Origin of the sequence: Aestuariivirga sp. (assembly GCF_965227715.1) — a bacterium.
In the GTDB taxonomy this organism is placed as follows: Bacteria; Pseudomonadota; Alphaproteobacteria; order Rhizobiales; family Aestuariivirgaceae; genus Aestuariivirga.
This window is the reverse complement of record NZ_OZ245771.1, coordinates 1119742-1146252: the sequence shown is the minus strand read 5'-3', so window position 1 is coordinate 1146252 and position 26511 is coordinate 1119742. Positions and strand designations below refer to the sequence as shown.

The 26511-nt window shown below is 60.4% G+C and carries 21 protein-coding genes; 14 read left to right on the top strand and 7 right to left on the bottom strand.

All coding sequences use genetic code 11. The annotated features are described in order from the left end of the window. The first annotated feature begins 90 nt into the window (after window positions 1-90). The 9 genes from ACO06F_RS05495 (at window position 91) to ACO06F_RS05455 (ending at window position 9757) form a co-directional block, all read left to right on the top strand. On the top strand, window positions 91-1131 hold the full coding sequence (locus ACO06F_RS05495; protein WP_421695680.1) for an LLM class flavin-dependent oxidoreductase: 1041 nt from the start codon (window positions 91-93) through the stop codon (window positions 1129-1131). Further along, the gene (locus tag ACO06F_RS05490; RefSeq protein ID WP_421695679.1) at window positions 1128-2150 is read left to right on the top strand and encodes a dipeptidase; all 1023 of its coding nucleotides are present in this window, start codon (window positions 1128-1130) and stop codon (window positions 2148-2150) included. Before ACO06F_RS05495 ends, ACO06F_RS05490 begins: the two co-directional genes overlap by 4 nt. Before the next feature lie 107 nt (window positions 2151-2257). Continuing rightward, on the top strand, window positions 2258-3298 hold the full coding sequence (locus ACO06F_RS05485) for an ABC transporter substrate-binding protein (protein ID WP_421695678.1): 1041 nt from the start codon (window positions 2258-2260) through the stop codon (window positions 3296-3298). A 91-nt stretch (window positions 3299-3389) separates the two neighbouring features. Then, window positions 3390-4502, top strand: a complete 1113-nt coding sequence (locus tag ACO06F_RS05480; RefSeq protein ID WP_421695677.1) for an ABC transporter ATP-binding protein — start codon at window positions 3390-3392, stop codon at window positions 4500-4502. Beyond that, a complete protein-coding gene (locus tag ACO06F_RS05475) occupies window positions 4499-5362 on the top strand; it encodes an ABC transporter permease (protein ID WP_421695676.1) in 864 nt (287 codons plus the stop codon). Before ACO06F_RS05480 ends, ACO06F_RS05475 begins: the two co-directional genes overlap by 4 nt. Continuing rightward, window positions 5359-6165 carry an ABC transporter permease gene (locus tag ACO06F_RS05470; RefSeq protein ID WP_421695675.1) on the top strand — a complete coding sequence of 269 codons (807 nt, stop codon included), beginning with the start codon at window positions 5359-5361 and terminating at the stop codon, window positions 6163-6165. Before ACO06F_RS05475 ends, ACO06F_RS05470 begins: the two co-directional genes overlap by 4 nt. 17 nt (window positions 6166-6182) lie before the next feature. Beyond that, on the top strand, window positions 6183-7346 hold the full coding sequence (locus ACO06F_RS05465; RefSeq protein ID WP_421695674.1) for a M24 family metallopeptidase: 1164 nt from the start codon (window positions 6183-6185) through the stop codon (window positions 7344-7346). A gap of 13 nt (window positions 7347-7359) precedes the next feature. Then, window positions 7360-8664: an NAD(P)/FAD-dependent oxidoreductase gene (locus ACO06F_RS05460; protein WP_421695673.1), complete on the top strand. Its 1305-nt coding sequence runs from the start codon at window positions 7360-7362 to the stop codon at window positions 8662-8664. 127 nt (window positions 8665-8791) lie between these two features. Then, on the top strand, window positions 8792-9757 hold the full coding sequence (locus ACO06F_RS05455; protein WP_421695672.1) for an aldo/keto reductase: 966 nt from the start codon (window positions 8792-8794) through the stop codon (window positions 9755-9757). A 182-nt stretch (window positions 9758-9939) separates the two neighbouring features. Here ACO06F_RS05455 and ACO06F_RS05450 read toward each other — a convergent pair whose 3' ends face one another. Next, entirely contained in the window at window positions 9940-10389 is a 450-nt protein-coding gene (locus tag ACO06F_RS05450) for a nuclear transport factor 2 family protein (RefSeq protein ID WP_421695671.1), read from the bottom strand. Window positions 10390-11226: 837 nt separating this feature from the next. On the opposite strand from ACO06F_RS05450, the gene galE reads away from it, so the two are divergent. From galE to ACO06F_RS05430, 4 genes are all read left to right on the top strand, one after another. Next, window positions 11227-12216 carry a UDP-glucose 4-epimerase GalE gene (gene galE / locus ACO06F_RS05445; protein ID WP_421695670.1) on the top strand — a complete coding sequence of 330 codons (990 nt, stop codon included), beginning with the start codon at window positions 11227-11229 and terminating at the stop codon, window positions 12214-12216. Between the two features lie 5 nt (window positions 12217-12221). Further along, window positions 12222-14096, top strand: a complete 1875-nt coding sequence (locus tag ACO06F_RS05440) for a glycosyltransferase (protein ID WP_421695669.1) — start codon at window positions 12222-12224, stop codon at window positions 14094-14096. A 97-nt stretch (window positions 14097-14193) separates the two neighbouring features. Continuing rightward, the gene (locus tag ACO06F_RS05435) at window positions 14194-14724 is read left to right on the top strand and encodes a DUF995 domain-containing protein (protein WP_421695668.1); all 531 of its coding nucleotides are present in this window, start codon (window positions 14194-14196) and stop codon (window positions 14722-14724) included. A 15-nt stretch (window positions 14725-14739) separates the two neighbouring features. Next, a complete protein-coding gene (locus ACO06F_RS05430) occupies window positions 14740-15696 on the top strand; it encodes a glycoside hydrolase family 26 protein (protein ID WP_421695667.1) in 957 nt (318 codons plus the stop codon). A gap of 513 nt (window positions 15697-16209) precedes the next feature. Here ACO06F_RS05430 and ACO06F_RS05425 read toward each other — a convergent pair. Then, the gene (locus tag ACO06F_RS05425; protein WP_421695666.1) at window positions 16210-16608 is read right to left on the bottom strand and encodes an FUSC family protein; all 399 of its coding nucleotides are present in this window, start codon (window positions 16606-16608) and stop codon (window positions 16210-16212) included. A gap of 390 nt (window positions 16609-16998) precedes the next feature. On the opposite strand from ACO06F_RS05425, the gene ACO06F_RS05420 reads away from it, so the two are divergent. Then, window positions 16999-18774, top strand: coding sequence for a hypothetical protein (locus ACO06F_RS05420; RefSeq protein ID WP_421695665.1), 1776 nt, complete (start codon window positions 16999-17001; stop codon window positions 18772-18774). 2 nt (window positions 18775-18776) lie between these two features. On the opposite strand, the gene ACO06F_RS05415 is transcribed toward ACO06F_RS05420, so the two are convergent. The 5 genes from ACO06F_RS05415 to ACO06F_RS05395 form a co-directional block, all read right to left on the bottom strand. After that, window positions 18777-19439 (bottom strand): VIT1/CCC1 transporter family protein, encoded by a 663-nt coding sequence (locus ACO06F_RS05415; RefSeq protein WP_421695664.1) that lies wholly within the window; start codon window positions 19437-19439, stop codon window positions 18777-18779. A 9-nt stretch (window positions 19440-19448) separates the two neighbouring features. Then, a complete protein-coding gene (gene cax, locus ACO06F_RS05410) occupies window positions 19449-20531 on the bottom strand; it encodes a calcium/proton exchanger (protein ID WP_421695663.1) in 1083 nt (360 codons plus the stop codon). A gap of 40 nt (window positions 20532-20571) precedes the next feature. Next, a complete protein-coding gene (gene gltS / locus ACO06F_RS05405; RefSeq protein ID WP_421695662.1) occupies window positions 20572-21819 on the bottom strand; it encodes a sodium/glutamate symporter in 1248 nt (415 codons plus the stop codon). Between the two features lie 84 nt (window positions 21820-21903). Then, on the bottom strand, window positions 21904-23604 hold the full coding sequence (locus ACO06F_RS05400) for an aspartate:alanine exchanger family transporter (RefSeq protein WP_421695661.1): 1701 nt from the start codon (window positions 23602-23604) through the stop codon (window positions 21904-21906). A gap of 17 nt (window positions 23605-23621) precedes the next feature. Further along, on the bottom strand, window positions 23622-26339 hold the full coding sequence (locus tag ACO06F_RS05395) for a decarboxylase (RefSeq protein ID WP_421695660.1): 2718 nt from the start codon (window positions 26337-26339) through the stop codon (window positions 23622-23624). Window positions 26340-26511: the final 172 nt, after the last annotated feature.

Here is a 26511-nt window from a genome sequence, read left to right as displayed (position 1 = left end):
GGACAATCATTGAATTGACATGCTGTTTCGCCATCAACATAGTCATTTTTGAATAAATTGTACTGTTTTTCTTGCCGGAAGGATCGTGCCGTGAAATTTGGTTTCTACTTACCCTGTTATCATCCCGACATTACCTTTCCGGTTACTCAACTTTACCGCGACACGATCGAGGAGGCGAAACTCGCGGAGGAGCTTGGCTTCATTTCACTCACCATTCCCGAGCATCATTTCATCAATTATCTCGTGCATCCGAGCCCGCTGTTGACGGCGGTGCGGGTGGCGGCGGAAACCAAGGCCATTCCGCTGATTTCCGCGGTACTCGTCCTGCCGTTTTATGACATCAGGCGCCTCGCCGGCGAAATCGCACAAGCCGACTGCCTGACGGAAGGCCGCCTGCAACTGGGCGTGGGCCGTGGTGCCTTCCGCTATGAATTCGACCGGTTCAACGTGCCGGTGGAGGAGAGCCGCGAACGCTTCGACGATGCGCTGAACCTGCTCATCGCTTTGCTCACGCAAGAGGAGGTGGGCTGGAAGAGCAAGTACTACAATTTCGAACCGCTCACAATCACGCCGCGGCCGGTGCAGAAGCCCTATCCGCCAATCTGGATTGCAGCCCTCGCGGAGGGGGCCATTGCCGGCTCGGTGCGCCGCGGTTTCAACGTGATGACCACGCCACTCCGCGATCCGTTCGAGGCGGCCACGAAGCAGGCCCGGGCATTTATCGAGGCCTTGCCACCCGGCAACCCGAAGAACCAGCGCCATTCGATGCTCCGCATGGGCTTCGTCACCAAGAGCGAGTCCGACACGCGGGAGAAACTGCAGCTTGCGCTGGAAAATCACCAGCGCTTCGTCAACGTCTTTGAAACGCCGGGCAGCGTGAAGAATGGCGCCATCGTCCCTCTCGAGGTGTCGGAAACGCTTGAAGACATCCGCCGCAGCCTCATCATCGGCTCGCCGCAGGAGTGCGTGGACAAGCTCGCCCATTACCAGCGGCTGGGCATCGATGACATCCAGCTGAACATGAACTTCGGTGCCTCCCATCGTGATGTGATGGCCGGCCTCGAACGCTTCGCGGTGGATGTCATGCCGCATTTCCGCGCAGAGGCCGCGGCGCCGGGGCTGGTGGGATGAGCGCCGCCGCGCTCCACGCCGAGGCGCTCCTGATCGACGGGTTGATGTTCAGGAGCGACGGCTCGACCGAACTGCTGCGGCAGGGAAACGTCAGTGCCGTCAACGTCACCGTTTCCGGGCTTCACGCCGATTTCGAGGAGGCTTGTGACGGCATCGCGGAGTGGCTGGTCCGGGTGAATGATCCCGCGTCCGGTTGGCGGCTCGTCACCTCGGTAGCTGACATTCATCAGGCGCGAGCCGATGGCAAGATTGGCCTCATCATGGGCTGGCAGAACATGCGCGCGATTTCCGATCGCATCGAGCGCCTGCAGCTATTTCATCGGCTCGGTGTGCGCGTCATGCAACTCACCTACAATGAGCGAAACTTCATTGGCGACGGATGCCTCGAACCCGCTGACGAAGGCCTGAGCCTGTTTGGACGAAAGGTGGTTCGCGAAATGAACCGCCTCGGCATCGCCATTGACCTCAGTCATGTGGGCGAGAGATCGGCGCGCGAGGCCGCAGCCCTCAGCCAACGGCCCGTCCTTCTCACCCACGCCAATGCGAAGTACATATCAAATGTGCCGCGCAACAAGTCAGACGATCTGATCAGGGCGGTTGCCGGAACGGGCGGACTGATCGGGCTCAGCGTCTATGGACCCATGTGCTGGCCGGGCGATCCAGCGCGGCGTCCGTGCCTTGATGATTTCTACCGTCACCTCGAGCACGTGGTCGGCCTCGTTGGCCCTGATCACGTCAGCCTCGGCACCGATTTTCCTGCTGTGAAGGATCTGTCGCTTGTCGAAACGACAATCCGCATGACGCTGGAACGCTACCCCGCTGCCATATCCACCTATGCCGCCGCCTTCGGCAATGACGTCCGAACCCGCTACCTCTCGGACTGCGGCGCGCCGGCGGAACTTAGCAACGTGACGGCCTATCTGGTGAAGAGGGGATGGTCGGAGGAGCACATCCTCAAATTCCTTGGCGGCAATTATCTGAGGGTCCTGCCGCTCATATGGAACATGCACAGCTTGTAACGCTACAATATAGATATTGAATATTGAATTGGAATGAATATCGTCAATTGTCCTGCACGACACAGTGCGGCCGATGCCAAGAAAACAAGACAAATTGGGAGCGTGACATGCTGAGGAAGAACATGACAATGGGGCCCATTGGCCTCGCTGCCGCCATCGCTCTTTTGGCGACACCGGCCCTCGCCGAGGATACGATCACTATCGCTTCCTGGGGCGGCAATTACCAGGAAGCCTTGTCCAAAGCGATCTGGCAGCCGACGGCGCAGAAGCTGGGCATCAAAATTCTTGAAGATTCGACCAACGGGCTGGCGGACGTGCGCGCCCAGGTCACCTCCAACGGCGTCCTATGGGACATCACCGAGCTCACGATCGATGGCTGCGCCCAGGGCCAGACAGAGGGCCTGTTCGAGCCGCTCGACTACACGCTCATCGATGCCAGCGGCTTCGACAAGGCCGTGGTGCAGCCGAGCTACATAGGCCTCAACTATTATTCCAACGTGATCGGCTGGAGTACCGCCAAGTTCGGTGACAAGGGTCCGCAGAGCTGGAAGGATTTCTGGGACGTCGAAACGTTTCCAGGCCGCCGCTCGCTGCGCAACGATCCCGCCGAGACCCTGGAGGCGGCACTCCTTGCCGATGGCGTCGCGCCGGACAAGCTTTATCCGCTCGATCTCGATCGTGCCTTCAAGAGCCTGGAGAAGATCAAGCCCAACATTGCCGTGTGGTGGAGTTCGGGTGCGCAATCGGCCCAGCTTGTGGCCGACGGCGAGGTGGATATGATTGGGGCATGGAATGGTCGCATCAGCGCGGCTGTAAAGTCCGGTGCGCCCTTCACCTTCACCTTCAACCAGGGCCTGCTCATCGCCGATTGCCTGGTCATTCCCAAGGGCGTCAAAAACAAGGACCTCGCCATGAAGGCGCTCGCCACCGCCGTCTCGGCGGATATGCTGGCCAACCTGCCCCAGTACATCGACTACGGTCCGGCGAACCTCAAGGCCTATGACACCGGCAAGATTTCGCCTGAGATGGCGAAGCAACTCAATACCTCTCCGGAAAATGCCGGCAAGCAGGCGATCGTGCGCGGCGACTGGTGGGGCGAGCACGGAGCTGAGGCGCGTGAGCGTTGGGCTCAGTTCATCAACCAGTGAAGATGTCAGGGAGGGAACGGCTGGCGCATGGCCGTTCCCTCTGTCTCGCCTGCAGTCTGGTTTGCAGAGAAGGTCTCATAGTTCGGTCAGCATGAAGAGCGGTCTCAATCCTCCCAAGGGCGCAGCGGTGCCGATTGGCATCCGGTCGCTGGTCAAGGCCTTTGGCGATGTCACCGTGCTCGATCGTGTGAGCCTCGATATTGCCGCTGGTGAATTCTTGACCCTTCTCGGCCCGTCGGGATCGGGCAAGTCGACACTGCTGATGGCCATCGCCGGCTTCTCGCGGCCTTCCGCCGGCAACATTCACTTCGGCGCGCGTGACGTGACGCTGCTTGAGCCGCGCCACCGCAACATAGGCGTGGTGTTCCAGAACTACGCCCTGTTCCCGCACATGACGGTTGCTGCCAACGTCGGCTACCCGCTCAAACTCCGCAAGGCGGGCAAGACCGAAATTACCAAGCGCGTCGCCTGGGCACTCTCCCTCGTCAAGCTCGATGGTTATGGCGAACGCCGCATCGATCAGTTGTCGGGGGGCCAGCGCCAACGCGTGGCGCTGGCCCGCGCCGTCGTGTTCGAGCCGGACGTGCTGCTGATGGACGAACCACTCTCGGCCCTCGACAAGAAGCTGCGCGAGCATATGCAGATTGAGATCCGGCGCCTTCATGACCAGCTGAAGGTGACCACCATCTACGTAACCCATGACCAGCGCGAAGCGCTCACCATGTCAGACAGGATCGCCGTCATCAACCATGGGCGCTTCGAACAGGTCGGAACGCCGCGCGCGATTTACGAAACTCCGGCGAACAGTTTCGTGGCGGACTTCATCGGCGATGCCGTGGTCCTCCCCCTTGAGGGCGAACGCGGGCGGCGAACGCTTCATGGTATGGTGGTCCAGTCCGAGCGCGAGATAGCGGGGGAGGGCCTTGCCTGCCTCGTCGTCCGGCCGGAGAAGCTTCGGCTCTCGGGCTCTGGCGGTCCGCAGCCTCGTGATGGCTGGAACTATTTTTCCGGCGTGGTCACCGATGCCGTATACCAGGGCGACAGCATATTGCTCGGCGTCATGCTGGAAGGCGGCCAGCAGATCTATCTCCGTCAACGCGACGAAAGTGGAATGGATGGCCCCAATCCCGGCACCGGCTCTGCCGTGGGCGTCGGGCTCCACGCGCGTGACGCGCTCATCGTGCCGCTCAGCGACTTGCCATGAGCGGGGCAGCACCGGAGGCCCCTGACGCGCGGCAACGGCTGCGCCTGGCGCTCCTCGTATCGCCCGCCTTCCTGCTGGTGCTGGTGATCCTGGTGCTGCCGGTGGGCTGGCTCTTCTGGTTGTCCTTCGTGGGGCCAGGTGGGTTCACTCCGGTGAACTATGTTCGGCTCTACGAAAGCGGAGCCTATTTCGCGATCTTCCGCACCACCTTCGCGATGAGCCTGCTGGTCACCTCCCTCGCGGCACTTCTGGGTTATCCCTATGCCTATCTCCTGTCGCAGCTTCCGCCGCGATGGTCGATGATCGGCCTCCTCGTGGTGCTCCTGCCGTTCTGGACCTCGCTGCTCGTCCGCACCTATGCCTGGCTCGTGCTGTTGCAGAGGAAAGGTCTCATCAACACCATGCTGATCAAGCTGCAGCTGATCTCCGAGCCTCTCAATCTCTCCTATAATGTTTTGGGAGTAACGCTCGGAATGCTGCATATCATGCTGCCCTTCATGATCTTGCCGCTGTATGCCGCGATGCGCGCTGTCGACCCTGGCCTGCCGCGCGCCGCCATGAGCCTCGGCGCTTCGCACCGCCAGGCGTTCTTCTCGGTCTTCGTTCCGCTCACCCTGCCGGGGCTGCTCGCCGGCTCGATGCTGGTCTTCATCTATTGCCTCGGCTTCTACATCACCCCTCAGGTGCTTGGCGGTGGCCGCGTCAACCTGGTCTCGATGAAGATTCTGGAGAATGCCACCGTCTATTCCGATTGGGGTGCGGCCTCCTCGCTCGGCGTGGTGCTGCTGCTCGCAACCCTCGTCATCTTCAAGGTGTCCCAAAAACTCCTGCCGGTTGACCGGATGATGGGGCGTGCATGATGGAGGATGCCACGGTCTCCCATCGCAGCCGGCTCTGGCTCTATGGCTATTGCCTGGTGCTGGCAATCTTCCTGCTGGTGCCCGTATTCATTATCGTGCCCATGTCGTTTTCGCCGGGCGAGTTCCTGGAGTTTCCACCGCGTAGCCTGTCGCTCCGCTGGTATGAGAGTTTCTTTGCGAGTGCCGAGTGGATGGACTCCGCGATGCTATCCCTCAAGGTCGCGGTCCTCACCATGCTGATCGCGACACCACTCGGCGTGGCCGCGTCCTACGGTTTGCACCAGTCCACAAACCCGTTCGCCGGCTTCATCCGCTCCGTGCTGATCGTCCCGCTCGTCATCCCGGTGATCATCATCGCCATCGGCGTCTTCTATCTCTATGCGCGCATCGGTCTCATCAACACCATTGCGGGGCTGGTGCTCGCTCACACGGTGCTGGCACTTCCCTTCGTGCTGATTATCACATCGGCCGGCCTCCAGCAGTTCGACATGAACCAGGAGCGCGTGGCAATGTCGCTTGGCGCCACGAGGCTTGGCGCGTTCTTCTCGGTCACCGCGCCGCAGATCAAGGCCTCGCTGACCTCAGCCGCGTTTTTCGCCTTCATCACAAGCTTCGACGAGGTGGTGATCGCGCTCTTTATTTCGCGTGGCGCGTCCTCCACGCTGACGCGCAAGATGTTCACCTCGCTCCGTGACCAGGTGAGCCCCACCATCGCCGCGATTTCCACAATGCTGATCCTGTTGACCGTGGTGCTCGCGGCGCTCACCCTGTGGATCAGTTCCCGCCACCGCGCCACCACCTGAACAGGAGAAAAGCCGCAATGCAGCCTCGCTCATCATCCTTCCCCAAATCGGAGCACCACGCTCGCTTCGTCCGCGCCCGCCGGATGCTGAAGGAAAACGGCTTCGAAGCCTGCGTCATGGTGGCGCCGGAAAATGTCTATTACTTTGGCGGCTATGAGAGCTGGGTCGGGGTCAACAGCCCGCAATTCATGATTTTCGGTGTTGAGGACGGTGAGCCAACGCTAGTGCTCCGCAACGTCGATCTGGCACTGGCCCTCGAAACATCGTGGATCGGCGATATACGGACCTATCACCTGCACACGGATAGCGTGGCCGATCTCGTCACCAGCGTACTGAAGGAGAAGGGCTCGACCGGTGGCCGCATCGCCATTGAAACGCAGTCCTATGCGCTGTCCTTCGCGATGGGGCGGCACCTTGCCGAGGCACTTGCGCCGCGCGAGATCGTGGACGCAACAGAGCTCCTGGGCGATCTCCGCCTCATCAAGTCGCCCGCCGAGCTTGCAAGGATCGAGGAGGCGGCGCGCTTTTCCGCACTTGGTCTCGCCGAGGCACATCGCGTCTGCCGCGCCGGCATGACGGAAATCGAGCTCGCCGCCGCCATCGAAGGTGCAATGCGCCATGCGGGAAGCGACTATTGGGCCATCCCCACGGAGCTCGCCTCGGGCTGGCGCACACCCGGCGGCCACGCCACGCCGCGACCCAAGGTGATCGAGCCTGGTGACCTGCTGCATGTCGAATTCGCCGGTGTGAGCGCACGCTATCACACGACCGTTTTGCAAACGCTCGCTGTGGGCGAGCCAGGCCCCCGCGCGCGTGAACTCTATGACATTGCACTTCTGTCGCTGCGCGCCGGAATGGCGGCGGTGAAGGAGGGCGTGCCCGTTTCGGCGGTGGAGGAGGCATCCCTCGTGCCCCTGCGGCGCGAGGGACTGGAACACACGGCGATGATGCGCTTCGGCTATGGCATCGGCATCGCCTATCCGCCGGTGTGGCTGGAAACCCTTCAGATCAGCCGCGGCTTTGAGCGCCGTCTGGAGAAGGACATGGTTTTCGTGCTGCACTCCTGCATCGAGCTTCCGGAGGAGGGGATCGGCATTGTGCAGGGAGGAACGTATCACCTCGGCGCCTCCGGCCTGCGCATGCTTGCCGGGGCGGGTGACGTCGGCCTTCACATCCTCTGAGGAGCAGCACGCAATGCCGATCACCGTCGATCCTGTCGAGTCAGACCGTGAACTGCCGCAGCGTGCTGACGTGGTCATCGTCGGTGGCGGGATCATCGGCGTCAGCACCGCGTTGTTTCTTGCCGAGCGCGGCATCCGCGTGGTGCTGTGCGAGAAGGGCATGATCGCGGGGGAGCAGTCGGGCCGCAACTGGGGCTGGTGCCGCACCATGGGGCGGGACCCGCGCGAACTGCCGCTCGCCATGAAGAGCCTGGAGCTGTGGAAGGGAATCAACGCCCGCATCGGCCGCGAGACTGGCTTCCGCACCCGCGGAACCTTTTACATCTGTCCGGATGAGGCGTCTTACAAGAAGCGCCAGGCGTGGCTACCCCATGCCCGCAGCGCCGGCCTTGATTGCAGCCTTCTGGATGGCGAAGCCGCGAAGGCGGTTCTGCCCGGTGCCACTGCCAATTGGCGTGGCGGACTTCATACGCCGGGCGATGGCGTGGCCGAGCCGCAGATGGCAGCACCCGCCATTGCCGAAGCGGCACGCCAGCGCGGCGCCACCATCATGACGAACTGCGCCGTTCGCGCGCTCGACACGCGCGGCGGAAAAATCCTGGGCGTGGAAACCGAACGGGGCCCAATCTCTTGCGGGGCCGTCGTCGTTGCCGGCGGCGCATGGTCGAGCCAGTTTCTCCGGCAGGCAGGCATACGTTTCCCGCAACTCAAGGTCATCGCCTCGGTGTTTCGCACCAGTCCTTGCCCGGATGGTCCGGAGACTGCGGCATGGGGCCCCGGCCTCGCGCTGAGGCGGCGCCTCGACGGCGGATACACCGTCTCCGAGGGCATGGTCCTTGCCGAAATCGTGCCGGACAGCTTTCGCTATTTCAGCGACTTCCTGACCGTGTTGCGGATGGAAAGGTCCGGCATCAGATTGCGGCTGAACGGCTCCTTCCTCAGTGAAGCCCGCCGCGGACTGATGAGTTACGAAAAGACCCGCCTGCTTGATCCGCCGGTCTGGCAGCGCAGCATTGCGAATGGCTGGAGCAATCTCACCAGCACCTTTCCAGCCTTCCGCTCCACCTCCATCGTGCAAAGCTGGTCGGGCGCCATCGATGCGACACCCGATCTCCTGCCAGTGATCTCGCACTGTGATGCCGTTGCTGGTCTTTACCTGTCCTCCGGCTACTCCGGTCACGGCTTCGGCATCGGCCTCGGGGCAGGGCACCTCACGGCGGATCTCGTTTCGGGTGGACCGGCGATCGTCGACCCAGAGCCGTTCCGCCTCTCGCGTTTCAGCGATGGCACATCGGTGAAGCCGCTCGCGGGGCTCTAGCCCGAGGCGAGATCAGCCGCCGTGTCAAAGCCGGGCAGGGCTGTCGGAGGAAGTTCCGGCAATTCCGCTTCTCGCGCCCGGTTCCTTGTGCTTTTCTGCCGGTCCGTTGCAAGTCGGGGGAAGAGCTTTGAACAATCTCGTGCCAGTCGGAAAATCGGGTGTTGCCGTCCCCAGGATCGGCTTTGGCGCAACGGCGCTGGCCGACATGCCGGAAACCTACGGTTACAGCGTCGGCGAAGATCGTGCCTTGGCGACGGTCAGGGCCATCCTGGCGCAGCCTCACGGCTTTCTCGATACGTCGCGCAACTATGGCCTTGGAAAGAGCGAGGCGCTGATCGGCAAGGTGGTGCGTGAGCTGGGAGGCTGGCCGGCCGGGCGCATCCTGTCCACCAAGCTGGACAGAGACATGGAGACGTTGATGTTCGACGCGGCGCAAGCCCGCCGCTCCGTGGAGGAGAGTCTTCAAGCCCTGGGCGTGGATCGGATCGACATCCTGCATCTTCATGATCCCGAATATGCCTCCAACCTTGCCGATGTCACCGGGCGCGGCGGCGCGCTGGACGCCCTGATGCGCATGAAGGAGGAAGGGCTGGTGAGGGCGGTGGGGCTTGCTGCAGGCCGTATCGACATCATGATGCCGATTCTTCGGGACTGGGATTTCGACGCCTTGATCACCCACAACCGCTTCACCCTCGTTAATCGCAATGCCGAGCCGATGCTGGAGCTTGCGGCGGCGCGCGGCATTTCTGCCTTCAATGCGGCGCCATACGCCAGCGGGGCGCTGGCCAAGGGGGCCAGCAGCCAAAACCGCTATGTGTACCAGGTCGCCACGGAAGAGGTGCTGCAGCCTATCCGCCGCGTTGAGGAGGTCTGTGCGCGCCATGGTATTCCCATGGGGGCCGCCGCCCTGCAGTTTTCGATGCGCGATCCGCGGATTGCATCCACCATCTGTGGCGTCAGCCGCCCGGAACGGATTGAAGAAACGTTCGCCTGGGCGAACTGGCCGATCAGCGGCGAAGCATGGAACGAGCTCCTCGCCCTTCCTGTCTCAACCGACGACCCGGAGGCCTCCCGGGAGTATTCGCCAGGGTGAAACCTGTGGCCCCACGCGGTTGATGATGGGCAGGAACGCGCGCTCGATGAAGTCGAACGGCGTTGCAATCATATTGTGCATGCCCCCTCCAGCACGAGCGGCGATGGGCCGTCTGCGAGGAGCAGCGGCACGGCCTGTGTGGATGCGCCGCCAAATTGGCGTTTCGCCGGCGCCTGAGGCGATCAGCCGATCTGAGCGAAGTTGGCGTGCGCGGAGATGAGCCAGCGGTCTCCCTCCTTCCGGAAGACCGACAATCGGGGCGAGATGGATTGAACGGGCTGGCCACCGATTGTTTGATCTGTCTTGATGGAGTAGATCGTTACGAGGACGCTGCCATGGCCCGTAACCTTGAGTTCACTTGTCGCCGGACGTTCCTTGTGCTTCGGCAACGCGCCGGGATAGCTTACCTTGTCATTGCTCTTCCCGTCCGAGCGCAGGAGCTGGAATTCGGGCGCCAGAACTTGATCGACCTTGGCCGGATCCCCCGAGAACACGGCCTCGGGAAAGCTGTCGATTGCTGCCTGGGCCTCGGAATCCGAAACCGTCGCTTGCGCTTCTGCCGCCTGTGAAAGGGCTGCAAGCCCAGACATTCCGGCCATGAGTCCAAGAACCAGGTTTCGGCGATCCGTCATAGCATTCCCTCTTTTCTGTTTGGCTGCGCACCGGGCATTCCGGACCTGCCTCTACTCACTCGGGCTCAAATCCGGATCCTTGTCAATGGCATGCGACGGCCCTCGCTTTATGACAGGGTGACCAATGCAGTGACCATATATGGCGCGCCGAGAGAGTGAAGCTGAGAGCAACACTGGACACCCTCAAGCCGTTGAACTGGAGGGCCGTGTGACAAGGCGTCGAAAGAGGCCTCACAGGTGTTCTATGTGTCAATTTATCAGGGGCGCAGCCGGCTCTAGTGGGTGCTAAAAATGAGTCAGCCGGCGCTGACCCATGACAAAAAAGGGATGTTTTCGCCCTCATGGATCAAAGCCGTTTTCAGGTCGCCCGAGGTCTTGGTCGAAAAGATGACATCAAATGTCCTCAATCGGGCCCGTCAAGGTCGTAGACCGGCAGTTTCGGCATCCCATGCGGGAATTCCGTCTGCCAGGGAGGTCAAATATTCGACTAAATGTATGACTTAATACTTGCTCGAAAGTTTAACGGCTTGTATACACCACGACCTAAATACAACTTGTGATTAACATGCTTGCCCATCATAACTACTTTGAATTGTGTAACCGCCAGCGCATCGCTGAATCTACATCTGGTATGGCACGTCAACCCTTTGCGGGCTCCAGAGTCACTCTCCTGACCGATTTGATGAAGAGTATTCCACCGTCCTCGGGGGGTGTGGATGCACGTGAGTGCACTTCACCCGGACTGAGTAAGTCAATCCATTTGGGCTTTCCGCAATCGATTCCTGTGATTGACGGCGTCCAGCAGCCTGAGGCGGCCCAGGAAATCGAGTCGGCAAGATGTTAAGACGCAGAGTCCTGGTCACAGGCGGCGCTGGCTATATCGGTAGCCACACCGCCAAGCTTCTCCACGGGGCAGGCGTTGAGCCTATCGTCTATGACAATCTCTCGACGGGCAATCGCCCGGCGGTCCGCTGGGGCCCTTTCGTTCAGGGAGACATTCTCGACACCGCGCAGCTGACCCGCGCGCTGATAAACCATCGGCCGGAAGCGGTAATTCATTTTGCGGCCTCAGCCTATGTGGGCGAGTCCGTCGAAGATCCCTCCAAATACTACCGCAACAACGTATCAGGCACTGCTTCCCTGCTGGAGGCCTGCCACCTGGCAGGGGTCGACAAGCTGATCTTCTCGTCAAGTTGCGCCGTCTACGGTGTGCCAAACAGCTTGCCGATCAGGGAGACAACGGTCCGGCAACCCATCAATCCGTATGGCCGCACGAAGCTGATAGGCGAGCACATGCTTGAGGACTACGCCACGGCCTACAAAACACGTTATGTGGCGCTGCGCTACTTCAACGCATGCGGCGCAGACCCGGACGGCGAACTGGGCGAATGGCACAGCCCGGAAACGCATCTCATTCCAAAGGCGCTGATGGCCGCTGCGGGACTTGAACCCAGCTTGCGGGTCTTTGGCGACGACTATGATACCGCTGACGGCACCTGCATCCGTGACTTCATCCATGTGGTTGATCTTGCGCGTGCCCATGTCATGGCTCTCGATCATCTGAACCGGGGTGGCGCCAGTCTGGCAGTCAACATCGGAACCGGGACGGGCACGTCGATCCGCGACATTCTGAGCGCCATTGCACGTGTTACGGGCCGGCAGGTTCCGATCGAAATGTGCCCCCGCCGTCCGGGTGACCCGCCATCGCTTTTCGCCGATACGGCACTTGCCCAGCAGATCCTTGGTTTTGAGCCCCGCTACTCCGATCTCGACACGATCGTGCGCACAGCGTCGCGGTTCTTCAGCCCCTCCCAAAAGGCAGCCTAGCAATCTTGACCGACGTCCCAACGCAAACACCGGTCACGACCGGTGAAACCACTCGCGCGCCCGCGCTCGTTCCGCTGATGAGCAAAACGCAGCGCCTCGAATATCTGGCGGGCATGGCCATTTGGCTAGCGGCTCTCCTCTATTTTTGGGTCTGGTGGTTCAATCCAGCCCATTATGCGGGCCTTGCTGGTTACGTGGTTACGACCACGACCCTCGCATGGGTGACGCTGCTACCGGCATATTTCATGGTTGTTTTCTATCGTGCGACAACGCCGAGCGGGCCGCTGCGCCTGCCGAGAGGAAGTCGCGTTGCCATGGTTGTTACAAAGGCGCCATCCGAGCCATTTTCCGTCGTCGTCACCACGCTCAAGGGCATGCTGGCGCAGGATGTGCCACATGACACCTGGCTCGCTGACGAAGACCCATCGCTGGAGACGCTGGAATGGTGCCGGCGTCACGGAGTGTACGTCTCAACGCGCAAGGGACGCGAGGACTATCACCGCAAGACATGGCCCCGCCGCACGCGCTGCAAGGAAGGCAACCTTGCCTTCTTCTACGACCATTATGGCTATGCAAAATACGATTTCGTCGTTCAGCTTGACGCCGACCACGTGCCGGATAAGGTCTATCTTTGGCAGATGCTTCGGCCATTCGGCGACGACAAGGTCGGCTATGTCTCTGCACCCAGCATCTGCGATAGCAATGCAGCGCAAAGCTGGTCTGCGCGCGGCCGGCTCTATGCAGAAGCCAGCATGCACGGCTCTCTACAGGCGGGCTACAATTCGGGTCTGGCACCGCTGTGCATCGGCTCGCACTATGCCGTTCGCACCGCAGCGCTGAAGGAGATCGGCGGCCTCGGGCCAGAATTGGCTGAAGATCATTCGACAACCTTGATGATGAATGCGTTTGGCTGGCGCGGTGTCCATGCACTTGATGCCATCGCGCATGGCGAGGGGCCGCATACCTTCGCTGACCTCGTCACGCAGGAGTTCCAGTGGTCGCGCAGCCTGGTCATGATTTTGATCAAGTACACCCCCGCTTATCTGTCACGCTTGCCTGCAAGACTGAAATTCCAGTTTTTGTTTTCACAGCTGTGGTATCCGCTGTTCGCACTCATGATGGCGGTCATGTTCTTCATACCGGTCCTTGCGCTGCTCACCGGTGAGACCAATGTCAATGTTACCTATCCGCAGTTTGTCCTGCATTTCGCTCCACTTTCGTTCGTTCTGATTGCTCTGTCCTATCGATGGCGGGCGACCCGGTCATACCGGCCGTTCAACGTTCCGGTGCTGAGCTGGGAGCTTGTTTTCTTCCAGTTTGCCCGCTGGCCTTGGGCGCTTGCCGGAACGATAGCCGCGATCCGGGATTGTGTGGCCGGTACAGTGGTGGAGTACCGCATTACGCCCAAAGGACGTTCGGAAGTCGATCCGCTTCCATTTCGTGTGTTGGCGCCCTACGCTTTACTGTCCTTCGTCTCAGCGCTTTCGGTGGTGCTGATCGACAATCCGAATGAAGCGCGCGGTTTCTATATCTTCGCGCTAACCAACGCGGCTCTTTACGCCCTGCTGCTCTTGGTCATCATCGTCCAACATAGTCGCGAGAACGTCGTTCGGCGGACCAATGGGGCCTATCGTGCCGCACTCGCGATGACCTTCGCGGCGGTCATTGTGTTGACGGGCACCGGCACCGCCAAAAATGGCATGGCAGGGGTACAAACTCTTGCCTGGGGTACCGGGCGCGTCAGCCTGTTCAAAGAGACCTACTCCATTGCCGGCGCCGGCTTGGGCGACGGAAGCATTCGCAAGATCCGGTTTGAGCCCCGTTGGCTTCCACCGGACAATGGCGTGCCATATGCAGATCAACAAGAAGGGCACTCATAGCCTGCACAACAATGAATACGACGACCAGAGTTGCAGGCAATTCCGGATTCGTCAGCGGCACCTGCCTTTCTGACTCCAACGACGGAACAGACAACCCATGACACCAGATGCAAGATCGATTTGTTCTTATATCCTGCTGGCTGCTGCGCTTGGTGCAGCACTGCTGAATTTCCCACGCGCAAGCCGGGCCGAAGTTGCCAACCCACCAGCCCAAGCCCGCGCCATGACAGCCGCCGATCTCCATGCGCTATTTGGCGGCAAGTCGTGGCAATGGCAGGATGGAGCAGGCCGGCTGGAAATCAAAGATCGGCAGTTCATCGCATTTTCGGGAACAGGAGAGCAGTCCAGCTGGGCGGAGGGGCGCTGGAGCGTGTCTGACGCTGGCCGGCTTTGCTTGATCGCAGATTGGCATACCACGTCGGGCACCTATCCGGCTCGAACCTGTTTCGTTCACAAGCTCGATGGAGACACCATCTATCAGCGGAAGGAGCCGTCCGGAGAATGGTATGTCTTCAAACATGCCAAGCCCGAGGCTGGCGATGAGTTCAACAAGCTCGTCCGGGATGATTTGGTCTTCGCGGAATTCGCGAAACGGAAAACAAACACACCCTCAAAAAAGAAACCATAAGTGCGAGTATTCGACATGAATCAGATCACGAAAAACCTGATCCGATCGATCCTGATTGCAGGGGCCTCCGCCGCAATGGGTTTTAGCTTGGCACTCGGCAATGCTTCTGACAGTAATCCAGATGAAGGCCACTCTTTCAGCAAACGCCTGGTGGTTACCCAAGACTCGATTAGCTTCGGCGCCTATGATCCCTACGGCGATTTTAGCAGCGCGAGCAAGGCGTCCATAGAACACATCTTTTTGCCGTGGGAGGACGTCGATCTGTCTGATCTGCAGGCTGCGGATGCCTATGCGCTGGCGCGCGGGCGGAAGCTGATGGTCACTGTGGAGCCGTGGTCATGGTCTGCGGACTCGCGCATCCGCCCGGCTGCATTGCTCGATGGAATATTGGCGGGACGCTACGATGCCAATATCACCGCGGTCTGCTCCGCCATTTCCCGCTTGAAGAGCCCCATCAGCATTCGGTGGGGTCAGGAAATGGAAGATCCAAGCACCATTTTCCCATGGTCCCATTGGTCACCGAAGGAGTTCATCGCCGCCTATCAGCGTTTCGTCACTGAGTGCCGAAAACATGCGCCTGATGCCAAATATGTCTGGTCGCCGAAAGGCAACAAGGAACTGGTGGATTACTATCCGGGCGATCAATATGTCGATGAAATTGGCCTGTCGGTCTTCGGCTACCAGCCATATGATGAGATCAATTTTGGTGGCGATAGAACATTCGCCCAGGCGCTCGAGCAGGGCTATCGCCTCGCTGAAGGGTTCGGCAAACCCATTATCGTGGCAGAGCTCGGCTATGAAGGCAGTCCGGACTATGTCACCAGATGGGCGAAGGACGTGACAACACCGCACATCGAGTTTCCGCGACTTGTGGCCGTCGTTTATTTCAATACGCGCGAAACCAACCCATGGCCCCGCAACATGGGCCGTCCGAACTGGCGCATCGGCCCCCCAGCAACTGTGGGCCCGTGAGCCGGATAGCAAGAAATCAAGTCACTTAGACATAGGGGACCTTGGCTGTTTCGGTTTGTGCAAGAGGACAATTGTTGAGTTGTACGGGAGTTAACCTGAGAAGGGCACGAGTTTCCACCGAAGCAGCAGAAATGTCCCGACTGTTCAGGAAGTCGGCCCATACGGCAAGCTGAGCGGCTGAAGGATCCACTGGTGCGGGAGATGGAGGAACTCGTTGGCCAACCGTTGGAACTGGATGAGAAGGAGAAGGACGATTGACGTTGAAATTGTCGTCGCGGGATTTGCGGCGGCAGCAACAATAGCGTGGGTTGCGTGCCCGTTGCTTAATCGCCTCCCGATGCCTTGTTCAGCTATCTCGTTGGACGTCGAACTCGTGCGGGCCTGTCCCGGAACCAGCGTTTTTCCGCTTCGTGGGTGGGGCTGACATTCTTGTCTCGCACGACGCCCCGTCTTTTTGCGCTTCTGGCCTGAGTAACTCCTATCGAATTCTTTGATGAGTTGACGTCACGAGCTTCAATGTGTGTCGCTTGTGTTACTTTCGTGAAAGAAGAACTTGGGAACGTAGCTTATGGCCAACGCAGCCAATATACCGATGACGGTTTCTAGAAAGCGATGAAAAGCATAGGCCCATGGCTCGAAGCTGTGATCCAGCAGGATGATGCCACAGATGTAACCCGCGACGCGTGCTCCTTCTTCTGCCTTGAGTAGCTGCGACGTAAGCATTGCCACGAACACACCGGCGCCGATGGCCCACGAAGTGGACGGAAGAAACTGGGTGAGCAGTGCACCCCAGACGGCACCGATGACAGTAGCAGCTAGACGTCGAATGCCGAGGTTGCGGCTTGTTGCAGGTTGCAGGTCGGTGACCAAGACTGCGGCAATGAAGGCATAGATGGGATAGCGCAGGTCCACCCAGCTCGCCACAAGTAAGGACATGACAGCTGCTATGGTCGCGCGAAACGAGAGCTGAAGGGACGACCATTTCAACATCTTCTAAGCGACGGGAGGTGAAGCCCCCGCAGGAGGCATCTCATGACGGTGACCACATCGTGTGCCGAAGCTTCCCTCGTTATGTGCAAGTCGAGGGTGAGGCCAAGTCTATTGACGGTCAATCGCCTGGCGCGCGAAGAGGCTGTCGCTTGGAGTAAATTACAGGGTTTTACGTGGATTCTTGGCAGCGGAGGGCCATAGAACCAGACGACGAGCGGACTATTAGAACTTCGCTCACTGCAACCATTGCGATTAAATCAACTGTAAAATATTTAGAGAGTTTCATTCAGAGCTGTAGTATATACTTAAGGTATGAGTACGGTAGCAATTGGCAACCCCCACGGTCAGCCCTCTAGCACCACCATCGAACAAGACGGCCGCTTAGAGAATCTTCCGGTCGCGCCGGAATTGATCCTGCAGCAGCTTGAGAAAATTATCGGAAGTACGGGATTTCCGACAACCGATCGTTCGCGCAGGCTCCTGGAATATTTGGTTTCGGAGACTCTTGAGGGGCGGGGTAGCCGTATCAAGGCGTATAGCATCGGGGTTGCCGTTTTCGGCCGTCCCGAGAGCTTCGATTCTCAAAAGGACCCGATTGTCAGGATCGCAGCCGCCCGCCTTCGACGCGAGCTTGAGCACTATTACCTAACTGAAGGGGCCCAGGATCAGATACTCATCCACATCCCTAAGGGCGCATATGTTCCGCGCTTCATAAACAAGGAGGCGCCGCAGTCGAAAGAGGCCGCTGCGGTGGCAGATAGCACCGTGGAGGCGATTGCTGGACGGTGGTGGAGAGGCATTGTTCCTTCATTGTCGATTGTGACAGGCTTCTCGTTGCTTCTTCTCGGTGCGACTGCCTTCACCTTCCTGAATGTGGAACGCCAGACTGAGTCGTCCCCGTCGGTCCAAACCCCGGGCCTGATCGTAAAGCCTTTGACGGACCTTACTCACAGCCGTGAATCGGCGATCTTGGCAAAGGGCCTGACCGAACGGATCATCGAGAAGACGTCGCGCTTCAAGGAACTCGCGGTGATCCCCAGTGAAGGGGAGACGAGCCAGCCTTCGGCGACAGTGGCACGCTATGAGTTCGGTGGCACGCTCCGTGAAAACGGCGGGCAACTTCTCGTTCAAACCCGGCTGGTCGACCGCATGGACGGGCGGGTGATCTGGGCAGATAGTTTCGAGGCGCAGCTCCAGCCGGAGCAGCTTCTCAACGTCGAGTTGACCATCGCCGACGAGCTCGCCTCTCGCCTTGCCTCTCCAAGTGGCATCCTCTTCGAAGCGGAGCGGCGCATGCGCCTTGAATTGCCACCCAAGGGCATCGATGCGTATCTCTGCACGCTAAGCGCCTATGTCTATCGCGCCAGCTTTGCGGCCAGCAAATTTCCGCCCGTTCGTGCCTGCCTGGAAAAGTCCGTGGCCGATCATCCCGATTATTCCACGGCATGGGCGCTGCTTTCTTTGGCCTATGTCGATGAGTATCGCTTCGTCTATCCCCCGCCGCAGGACAACGCCGTCCCGGTCTTGACCCGTGCATATGAGACGGCTCGCCGTGCCACCGAACTGGATCCCACCAACGTTCGCGGCCAACAGGCGCTCATGATGGCACTTTACTTCCGCAAGGACTTCCAGGAGGCAATCCGGATCGGTGCCAAGGCGCTGGCGCTCAACCCCAATGATGTCGAGCTGAAGGGCGATTACGGCTACCGGCTTGCATTAAGCGGAAACTGGACGGAGGGATGCCGGCTCGTGAAGGAGGCGACTGACACAGGTGCCAGCAGAATCGCGTACTTGAATACGGCGCTGGCACTGTGCCACTTCTTTAAAGGCGACCTGCCAGCAGCTGCTGCACTCGTGGCTGAGGCCCGGGCAGATGAAAACCCGGCCTACCACGTGGTAGCGGCAGCCATCCTTGCGGAGGCAGGCGAAAGCGATGCGGCACTGGTGCATCGGCAGTGGCTGGAGCACAACGCGTCTCGGCAGCTTCCCGAATTGCTGGTGGACCTGCCGCAGCGGCTCGTTCAGCCGCTTGATCGGCAGCGTTTCATGGATGCTTTACGAAAAGCAGGTTTCGCTGGCGCGAGTTAATCTTAGCCGCCGAGAACGATGGTAAGTGATACCAGCACACTCCCAAGAAGCACCATCGACAGGGCCGTCCACCACGGCGAAAGCCCCGACGCTCGACCGAAGTAATAGCCAATCAGGGCCAGCATAATCACGGCAACTGCGTTGGACCAGCGCATCGCGCGCGCCAAATCCGCAACGAACACGAAAGGCAACACCACCGGCAGGGTTGAGATCACGACTATCAGGAAGACGCCGAAGGCGCCGCGAAGGTCTTCCACCGTAGGCCGTGGAGAATGCGCGTTCGTGGACAGGGCGGCCACGCGGAGTCGAATGCGCTCGAGGATGTCTAACCTCAGTTCATCCGCCACCACGCGCGGCACACTGCGGCGGATCTCGGCATACGCGTCATAAGGGGTTTTGGCCTTTCCGATTGCTATCATCGTCTGCAATTCAGCTCCGCGTTCGTGCAGGCATGCCATGAGATACATGATGGCATCGATGAGCCCCCATGCGATGTTGCAGCCCAGCGCACCGATGAGCATGACCTTCACCTCGCCCCGGTCAGCCGTTGCCACGCTGAGCGAACCTGTGAAGGTGAGGACCATGATCAGCCCGAACAGGATTTCGGACAACCGCTCGATGGGTTGAAGCACCGCTTTGCGGGTGGGGTTGACCTCGGTGTTCATGACTAGGTTTCAGTGCGCGGGAGGAAGGATGAACAGCGTAGCGCCGAACACGGCGTAGATCATCAGCATCAGCAGTCCGATAAACCAGGCTGAATGACCCGAGGACGTGACCAGCGCCGCCGTCAACGTGGCGATGAAGATCATTGCGATGGCGCCTGGCCAGAATTGCAGCGACATGGGCTCCGGTCCGAGCACATAGCTGAGCAGCACCAGAACAGGTGCTACGAACAGCGCAATCTGCGAGGAACTTCCAAAGGAAATTCCGAGGCTGAGATCAAGGCGGTTCTTGCGCGCAGCACTGAAGGCGGATGTCATCTCGGCCGCGGCTCCAACGATCGCCACCACGATGAATCCAACGAAGGCGGGGGTGAGACCCAGGGAGGAACTCGCCACGGTCAGCGATTCGACGAAGATCTCGCTCACCAGTGCCACGGCAAGGGTCGTGACAAGAAGGACGATGACGGCCGCCGAAACAGGCCACACATGCTCATGCGACTCTTCATGCGCGGCGGAGGAGAAATACTTCTTATGGGTGCCGAGCGTGAACACCAGGCTAAATCCATAAGTGGTCAGCAGTATGATGGCGATCACCACGCTGAGCGAGCCAGGCAGTGCCTGTGAATCCATGTCTGCGAGGGCGGAGGGCACCAGAAGTGCGAAGGCGGCAAGGAACAGCAGGCCCATCTGCAGCTTGGTACTGGCATTGTTGAAGTCCTGCACATGGTACTTGAGGCCGCCGAGCAGGAAGCATGCACCGGTCATGAACAGCGTATTGGTGACGATGGCACCCGCCAGCGAGGCTTTTACCAGAAGATACTCTCCGGCACGCAACGCGGTAAGCCCAATGATGAGTTCCGTGAGATTGCCGAGCGTGGCATTGAGCAGGCCTCCGATGGCATCACCGGTGCGCGCTGCAACTTGCTCCGTGGCGAGGCTGAGGAGTGCGGCAAGCGGGATGATGGCCATCACCGAAAGCACGAAGAGTACGCTCTGCCTTTCATGCAACATCGGCGCCCCGACCAGAAGGATGGGAACGAGTACGAGCAGCCAGAGCAACTTTCGTTCGGCGACTGCACTTATCACGGCCTGCATGGCGTCTCCTTCGGAATTGGGTTGCCGGGTGTGGTCTTGCTCATCCTCCGCTCATTGCCGCCGACCCGATGCTGAAGAACGGCAGAGCGAGAATGCCCTTGGCGACGAAGGCGTTAGCCAGATCGACGAAGAATGAACCGGCCAACGTTATTAGCAGGAAGGCCTTGGGCGACGGGCCGTAGCGGTGGCCTACCTCGTCCATGGTTGCCATGGCGACCGGCATGGAAGAGAGCCCGAAACCCAGGAAGCCACCCGATGTCACTGCCGCGTCATAGTCGCTGCCCAACAGGCGGAAGAGGACGAAGTAGGCAATCGCCACTGTCACCACCACCTGCAAGGCCACATTCAGCGCGAGGGGCAGCAGTATGGCGGCAACCGAGATGAGCGGCGTCGACATCAGGGCCATCACCAGGAACAATTGCAGGGCCAAGGCCCCGCCACGTTCGATGGGGGCAAAGTCTAGCTTGAACTTGAAGGCATCTGCGATGTTGGTAACGGCCACACCGGCGATCATGGCGGACAGGAAGCCCGGCAGGATCACTCCGGCGCTACGGGCGAAATCATTGAGCTTCTCGCCCAGGAGAACGCAGAGCGCCAGAACGAAAACCGTGGAGAGCAGGCTCTCGATCTGGGTGTCTGCTGGTTTGGTCTCTTCCTTGGGTGGCGGCGGGATGAAGGTGAGGTCAGTGGGGCCGCCTTCGCTGCTGTGCAGCTTGTGACGCTTGACGATCCACCCCGTGACAGGACCGGAAACCAGAGCACCCGAGATCACGGCCAGAGTGGCGGCACCAACGGCAACCACCTGGGCATGGACCAGCCCCTGAGCCTCCAGCTCCTTGGCCCAGGCCAAGGCCGTGCCAGGCCCACCCACGAAGGATAGCGAGCCCGCCAGCACGCCATAGGCAGGGTGCGCGCCCCAAAGACTTGCCAGAGCCGCGCCCGAAAGGTTTTGCGCAATGAGAACCAGAACCGTGACGCCACAGAGGATGACCAACGGAACGCCACCCTTCTTAAGGGCAGAGAGTTTTGCGGAGAGGCCGATGGAGGTGAAGAAGATCAGCAACAGTGCATCCTTGGTGCGCGCACCAAAGGCCACGTCGAAGTGCAGGAAGACCTGCATGAGCAAAACGATGACAGCCACCACCATGGCACCCACAACGGCATTTGGCATGTCGATGCGCCGCAGGAGCGGAACCGACTGGCGAATCCACCGCCCAACGAAGAGTGCGATGAGCCCGACCAGAAGGGTGGAGAGTTCATCGAGTTCGAAGCGTTGCATGGCTTCCATGGCGGCTCCTGGGGGTGAAGAGGTCTAAGAGGCCGACCCGGCAGGAGGGGGAGCACCTGCCGGGTCGCTGGTATGTCGCCGGGCTTACTGTCCCAGCAACATTGCGAAGTAGCCGAACACGGTGAGCAGCACGCCCGAGACTGCATAGGCAACGGGGAAGCCGATCCACGGCACGTTGCTCTTGATCTCGACCGCCGCCTCGCGGCAGGGGCCTGAGTGGCTGCGCGCACCTGCAACGCCACCCATCAGCACCGCCGGGTTCATCTTGAACACGTAGAAGCCCAGGGACCAGACGATGAAGGGAGGGATCGAACAGGCGATGAAGCCAACCACGAAGATCTTGACGGCCAGCACACCGGTAAGCTGGGTCAGCAGCGCATTGCCGGAGTTGATGCCGACGATGGCCACGAAGACGACGAGGCCCAGATCCTCCAGGATGTTGCGTGCCGCGTTTGGCGTATTGCCGAAGAAGCGCAACCGCGACACCAGCGACGAGACGATCACACCGGAGACCAGAAGTCCGCCAGCGTTGCCGAGACCCACTGAGGCGCCGAACGCCGGAAACTGGATAGCGCCGATCAGGAAGCCGAGGATCATGCCCAGCGAGAGGGTGAGCAGATCGGTTGCCGCACTCGGTCGCACGACGCGACCGAACATCTCGCCGACACTGGTCACAGCGTCCTTGAGACCAACGACGGTCAATATGTCCATGCGCTGCAGTTTGGTGTTGGTACCGATGGGAATCGGCACGCCGCCACGTTCGAGCTTGGTGACCTGGATCTGATCGGCACCGGGCAGAGCCCGGAGCTCGGCCTGAGACAGCTTCAGTATGTCCTTGTTGGTCACGACGATGTCGGCGCTGTCCAGCGGCACGTCCAGAGCCAGCCTGTCGGAGACTTCAGGCCCGATGAGGCCCATCTTCTCCGTCATCTTCTCGCGGCGGCCGCCCAGCGCGATGATGTCATTGGCGGCAAAGCGCAGCGCGCCATCAGGTTCCAACCGCTCCCCGTTGCGCACCACGTTGACCACCTTGTATTCGGGGTGGCCGCGCAACAGGTCAGACACGGACTTGCCGACCCACTCGCTGTTTTCGAGCCGGTAGGCACGCAACGCGGCAGCCGTCCAACCCGACAGGGTTGGTACGTCGCCGCTGGTGACGCCATACTTGGTTTCATATTCCTTCGCGGCCTGCGCGGCGTCGACACCCCACCACTTCGGAAGATACTTGGTGATGAGAATGATGCCCACGGTCCCCCAGATATAGGTGATGCCGTAGGACAGCGCGATCATCGAGCTGACCTGTTCCTTGGTGGTGCCGTCAGGTAGTGTCACGACACCGGCGTTGACCGCCTCTTCGGCGGAGCCGATGGCAGCCGACATGGTCTGCGAACCTGCGAGGATTCCGCCGGCCGTGCCGGGGGGCAGCTCAAGAAAGCGGACACCGAGCACCACCAGCGTGAGGCCGATGACGCAGCTCACGATCGCCAGAAGGCTGAATTTCAATCCATCGCCGCCGAGACTGTTGACGAAGGAGGGGCCAACGCGCAGGCCCACGCCATACATGAACAGGTAGTAGAACATCGACTTGGTGAAGTTGTTGAGTTCCAGCTTCACGCCATAGGCCGAGCCCCACACCGCGATGCCGCAGCCCACGATAATGGCCGCGGCCACCATGCCGAGCCCATAGCCGCCGACCGTCATGCGCCCCAGCCAGACGGCAAGGCCCACGGTGAGGAACAGCAGGATGAAGGGATTGGAACCTAGAAACTCGAAAAGACCAGCCATGATCATTCTCCCCTTGTTCAGGCCTTGGCAGTCTTGGTGCCGCGCGCGCCCGTGAGCGCGTCCGGCTTGATGAGCTTGAGGCCGCGCGCGGCCTCGTAGCCGTGGATTTCCTTCACATCGAGCTTGCGCATGAAGCCGACCGTCTCCGCCGTCAGCACCTGCCCTGGCACCATGATCGGAAAGCCTGGCGGGTAGGGAATGACGAAATTGGCGGAGACGAGGTCCGGACCATTGGCGAGGCGCTTGTCAATCTCAGGACCGTTGAGCGGCACGTATTCACAGGCGCTTTCGTCATAGGCCATGAAGAAGGCTGTCCGCATGTCACCTTCTGGCGTCAGCTTGCCGGCGTCCTTGCGGAACGCCTCGTGGAAGCGGCTGAAGTTCGGCAGGTCAGGCACATCGTGCATCAGCGCTTTGGTGCGGGCTGCGAAAGCCTTGCGGGCGCTCTCGCCTCCGCTGCGGAGGCCTTCTTCGATCTCGCCGCAGATCTCCAGCAGCACGCGCAGCAGGTGTGCCACGTCACTTCGCGTGTTGTTGATGTTCGACTGCAGCAGAACCGAGTTGCGCGACGTCTTGTTGACCTGAATGTTGAAGCGGCTCGCGAGGATGCCCTTGAACTGCGTGCCGTCAAAGCCGGCATCACCGCAAACCATGGTCATGCGGGTGGGGTCGAGGTAGAACTCGTCCTCGCGCATGGACTTCACCACATCGCCCCAGTCGGTGCCCTCGGCGAGGAAATCCTTGAAGCCGGATTGGCGGTATTGCTCCGGGATCAGCGCGTCCGCCCCCAGGATCTGGAAGTATTTCGAGATGATGGGGTGGCTGTTGACGATCTTGCGGATGCGCAGGGCGATGGAGATGGCGTTCATGACCAGGCCATAGCCTTCGAGTTCCATCTGACGCCTGGCCACATCGAGGCTGGCGATCAGCTGCTGGTTGGGACTCGTGGAGGCATGGGTGAACACCGCTTCGTGGAACTGGCTTTCGACCTTGTTGTAGTCGACGTCCTTGACCAGCACCATCGAGCCCTGGCGAATGGCAGACATGGACTTGTGCGTCGAGTTGGTCTGGTAGACACGCACCCGCACCTTGCGCGGATCGGGAATGAGGCGGGTTTCCAGCATCTTCTCATGGCTGGGCTTGGCGCCAAGCTCCTTCTGCTGCTTCTCATAGGCAGCAACGGAAGCGGGGTCCGCCTGCCACTCTTCAAGGGCGGCGGCAGCGCCCATTGCAGTGCGTGGCCGGAGGAACGGCGACCAATGCGCGAATCCCGACCAGGCCTCATCCCACAGGAAGATCAAGTCAGGCTTGATGGCCAGGCATTCCTGCATCACGCGGAACGTGTTGTACATGTGGCCGTCGAACGTGCAGTTGGTGAGATCGAGCAGGCGCAGGCGATCGAGGCGCCCTTCGTCCTTCAGGTTGAGCAGGGCCTGCTTGATGGCCTTGAGCGGCACGGCGCCATACATGGAATACTGCGTCAGCGGGTAGGCCTCGACATAGATCGGCTGGCCGCCGCCAAGCACCAGTCCGTAGTGGTGCGACTTGTGGCAGTTGCGGTCCACGATCACGATGTCCCCGGGCGCCACCAGGGCCTGGACCACCATTTTATTGCTGGTGGACGTTCCGTTGGTGACGAAGAACACCCGGTCGGCACCAAAGGCCCGCGCCGCCATGTCCTGCGCCCTCTTGATGGTGCCGGTCGGCTCCAACAGGCTGTCGAGACCGCCGGTGGTGGCGCTGCTTTCAGCCAGAAACAGGTTGATCCCGTAGAACTCCCCCATGTCGCGGATCCAGTTCGAACGGAACACCGACTTGCCACGGGCGATGGGCAGCGCATGGAAGGTGCCGATGGGGCGCTGTGCATAAAGCTTGAGATTGTCGAAGAACGGCGTTTCGTAGCGTGCCTGGATGCCCTCTAGGATGGCGAGGTGCATCTCCAGCACCTCCTCCACCGCGTAGAAGATACGCCGGACGCAGGAAGATTGCGGCGAAGCTGCGAGGGCCTCCACGTCCCGGTCGGAGGTGACATAGAGATCGAGCTCCGGCCGGACTTTCTTGATGATCCCCGCCAGGGTGAGGGCCGATGAACTCGGTTCCAACTTGCCCAGTGCACTGTCCAGAATGGTGCGGAGAACCGGCGCATCATGCGCGGAGCGGAAGGCGAAGCCTTCGGCGACGATCACCGCCTGTATGGACGGGTTGACGAGGATGGCGCACAGGGCATCCTCGAAGCTGCCCACGATCACCGGCTCATAGACGAAAAGGTCCTCCGGCCGACGCAGGCGCCGGAACTCGGCCGCCATGGCGCCCCAGCGAGCCTGGGGCTGCGGGGTGACCAGCAGCACCTCGAAATAGGGGCGATGGTGCTCGCGCCCCGAGACGACGCTGGGCAGAACGTCCGGCAGACCGTCATCGCCATCCCCTGTCCCATCGCCGTCAGTCTGTTGTGCATAGGCGCTGGTGAGAATGGCGTCGGCGATTCGGCGGACCATCGAGGCCACGGCATCGGCCTCTCCGGAGGCGATTCTCTCGCGAAGGCGTGCCATAAGGCGCACACCGGGATAGGCGTGGAGTTCCTCAATCACGGCGATATCGGAGAGTTCCGCTTCTACCTTGGCGCGATTTCCGCTGCCGGCTGCCCAATCCTGGGCTGCCGAGAGAACTTCCCGCCACTGGTCGGCGCGGGCTGCATGCATCACCAGGAAGCGGTCGATTCGATCCGTATTTGCCATGAACTATACTCCCATCATGCTGATTGCCGGGCTGTCCGCCCGCTTTGCAGGCAAAAGCCACAAGTGTTTGCGAAGATGGGAAATTACTTACACCCTGGCAGAACCTCGCAGTATGGCGTGCCGTCCTAAGAACGCGTAACTACGTGTAATTTACAGTAAGATTCTTGATGGA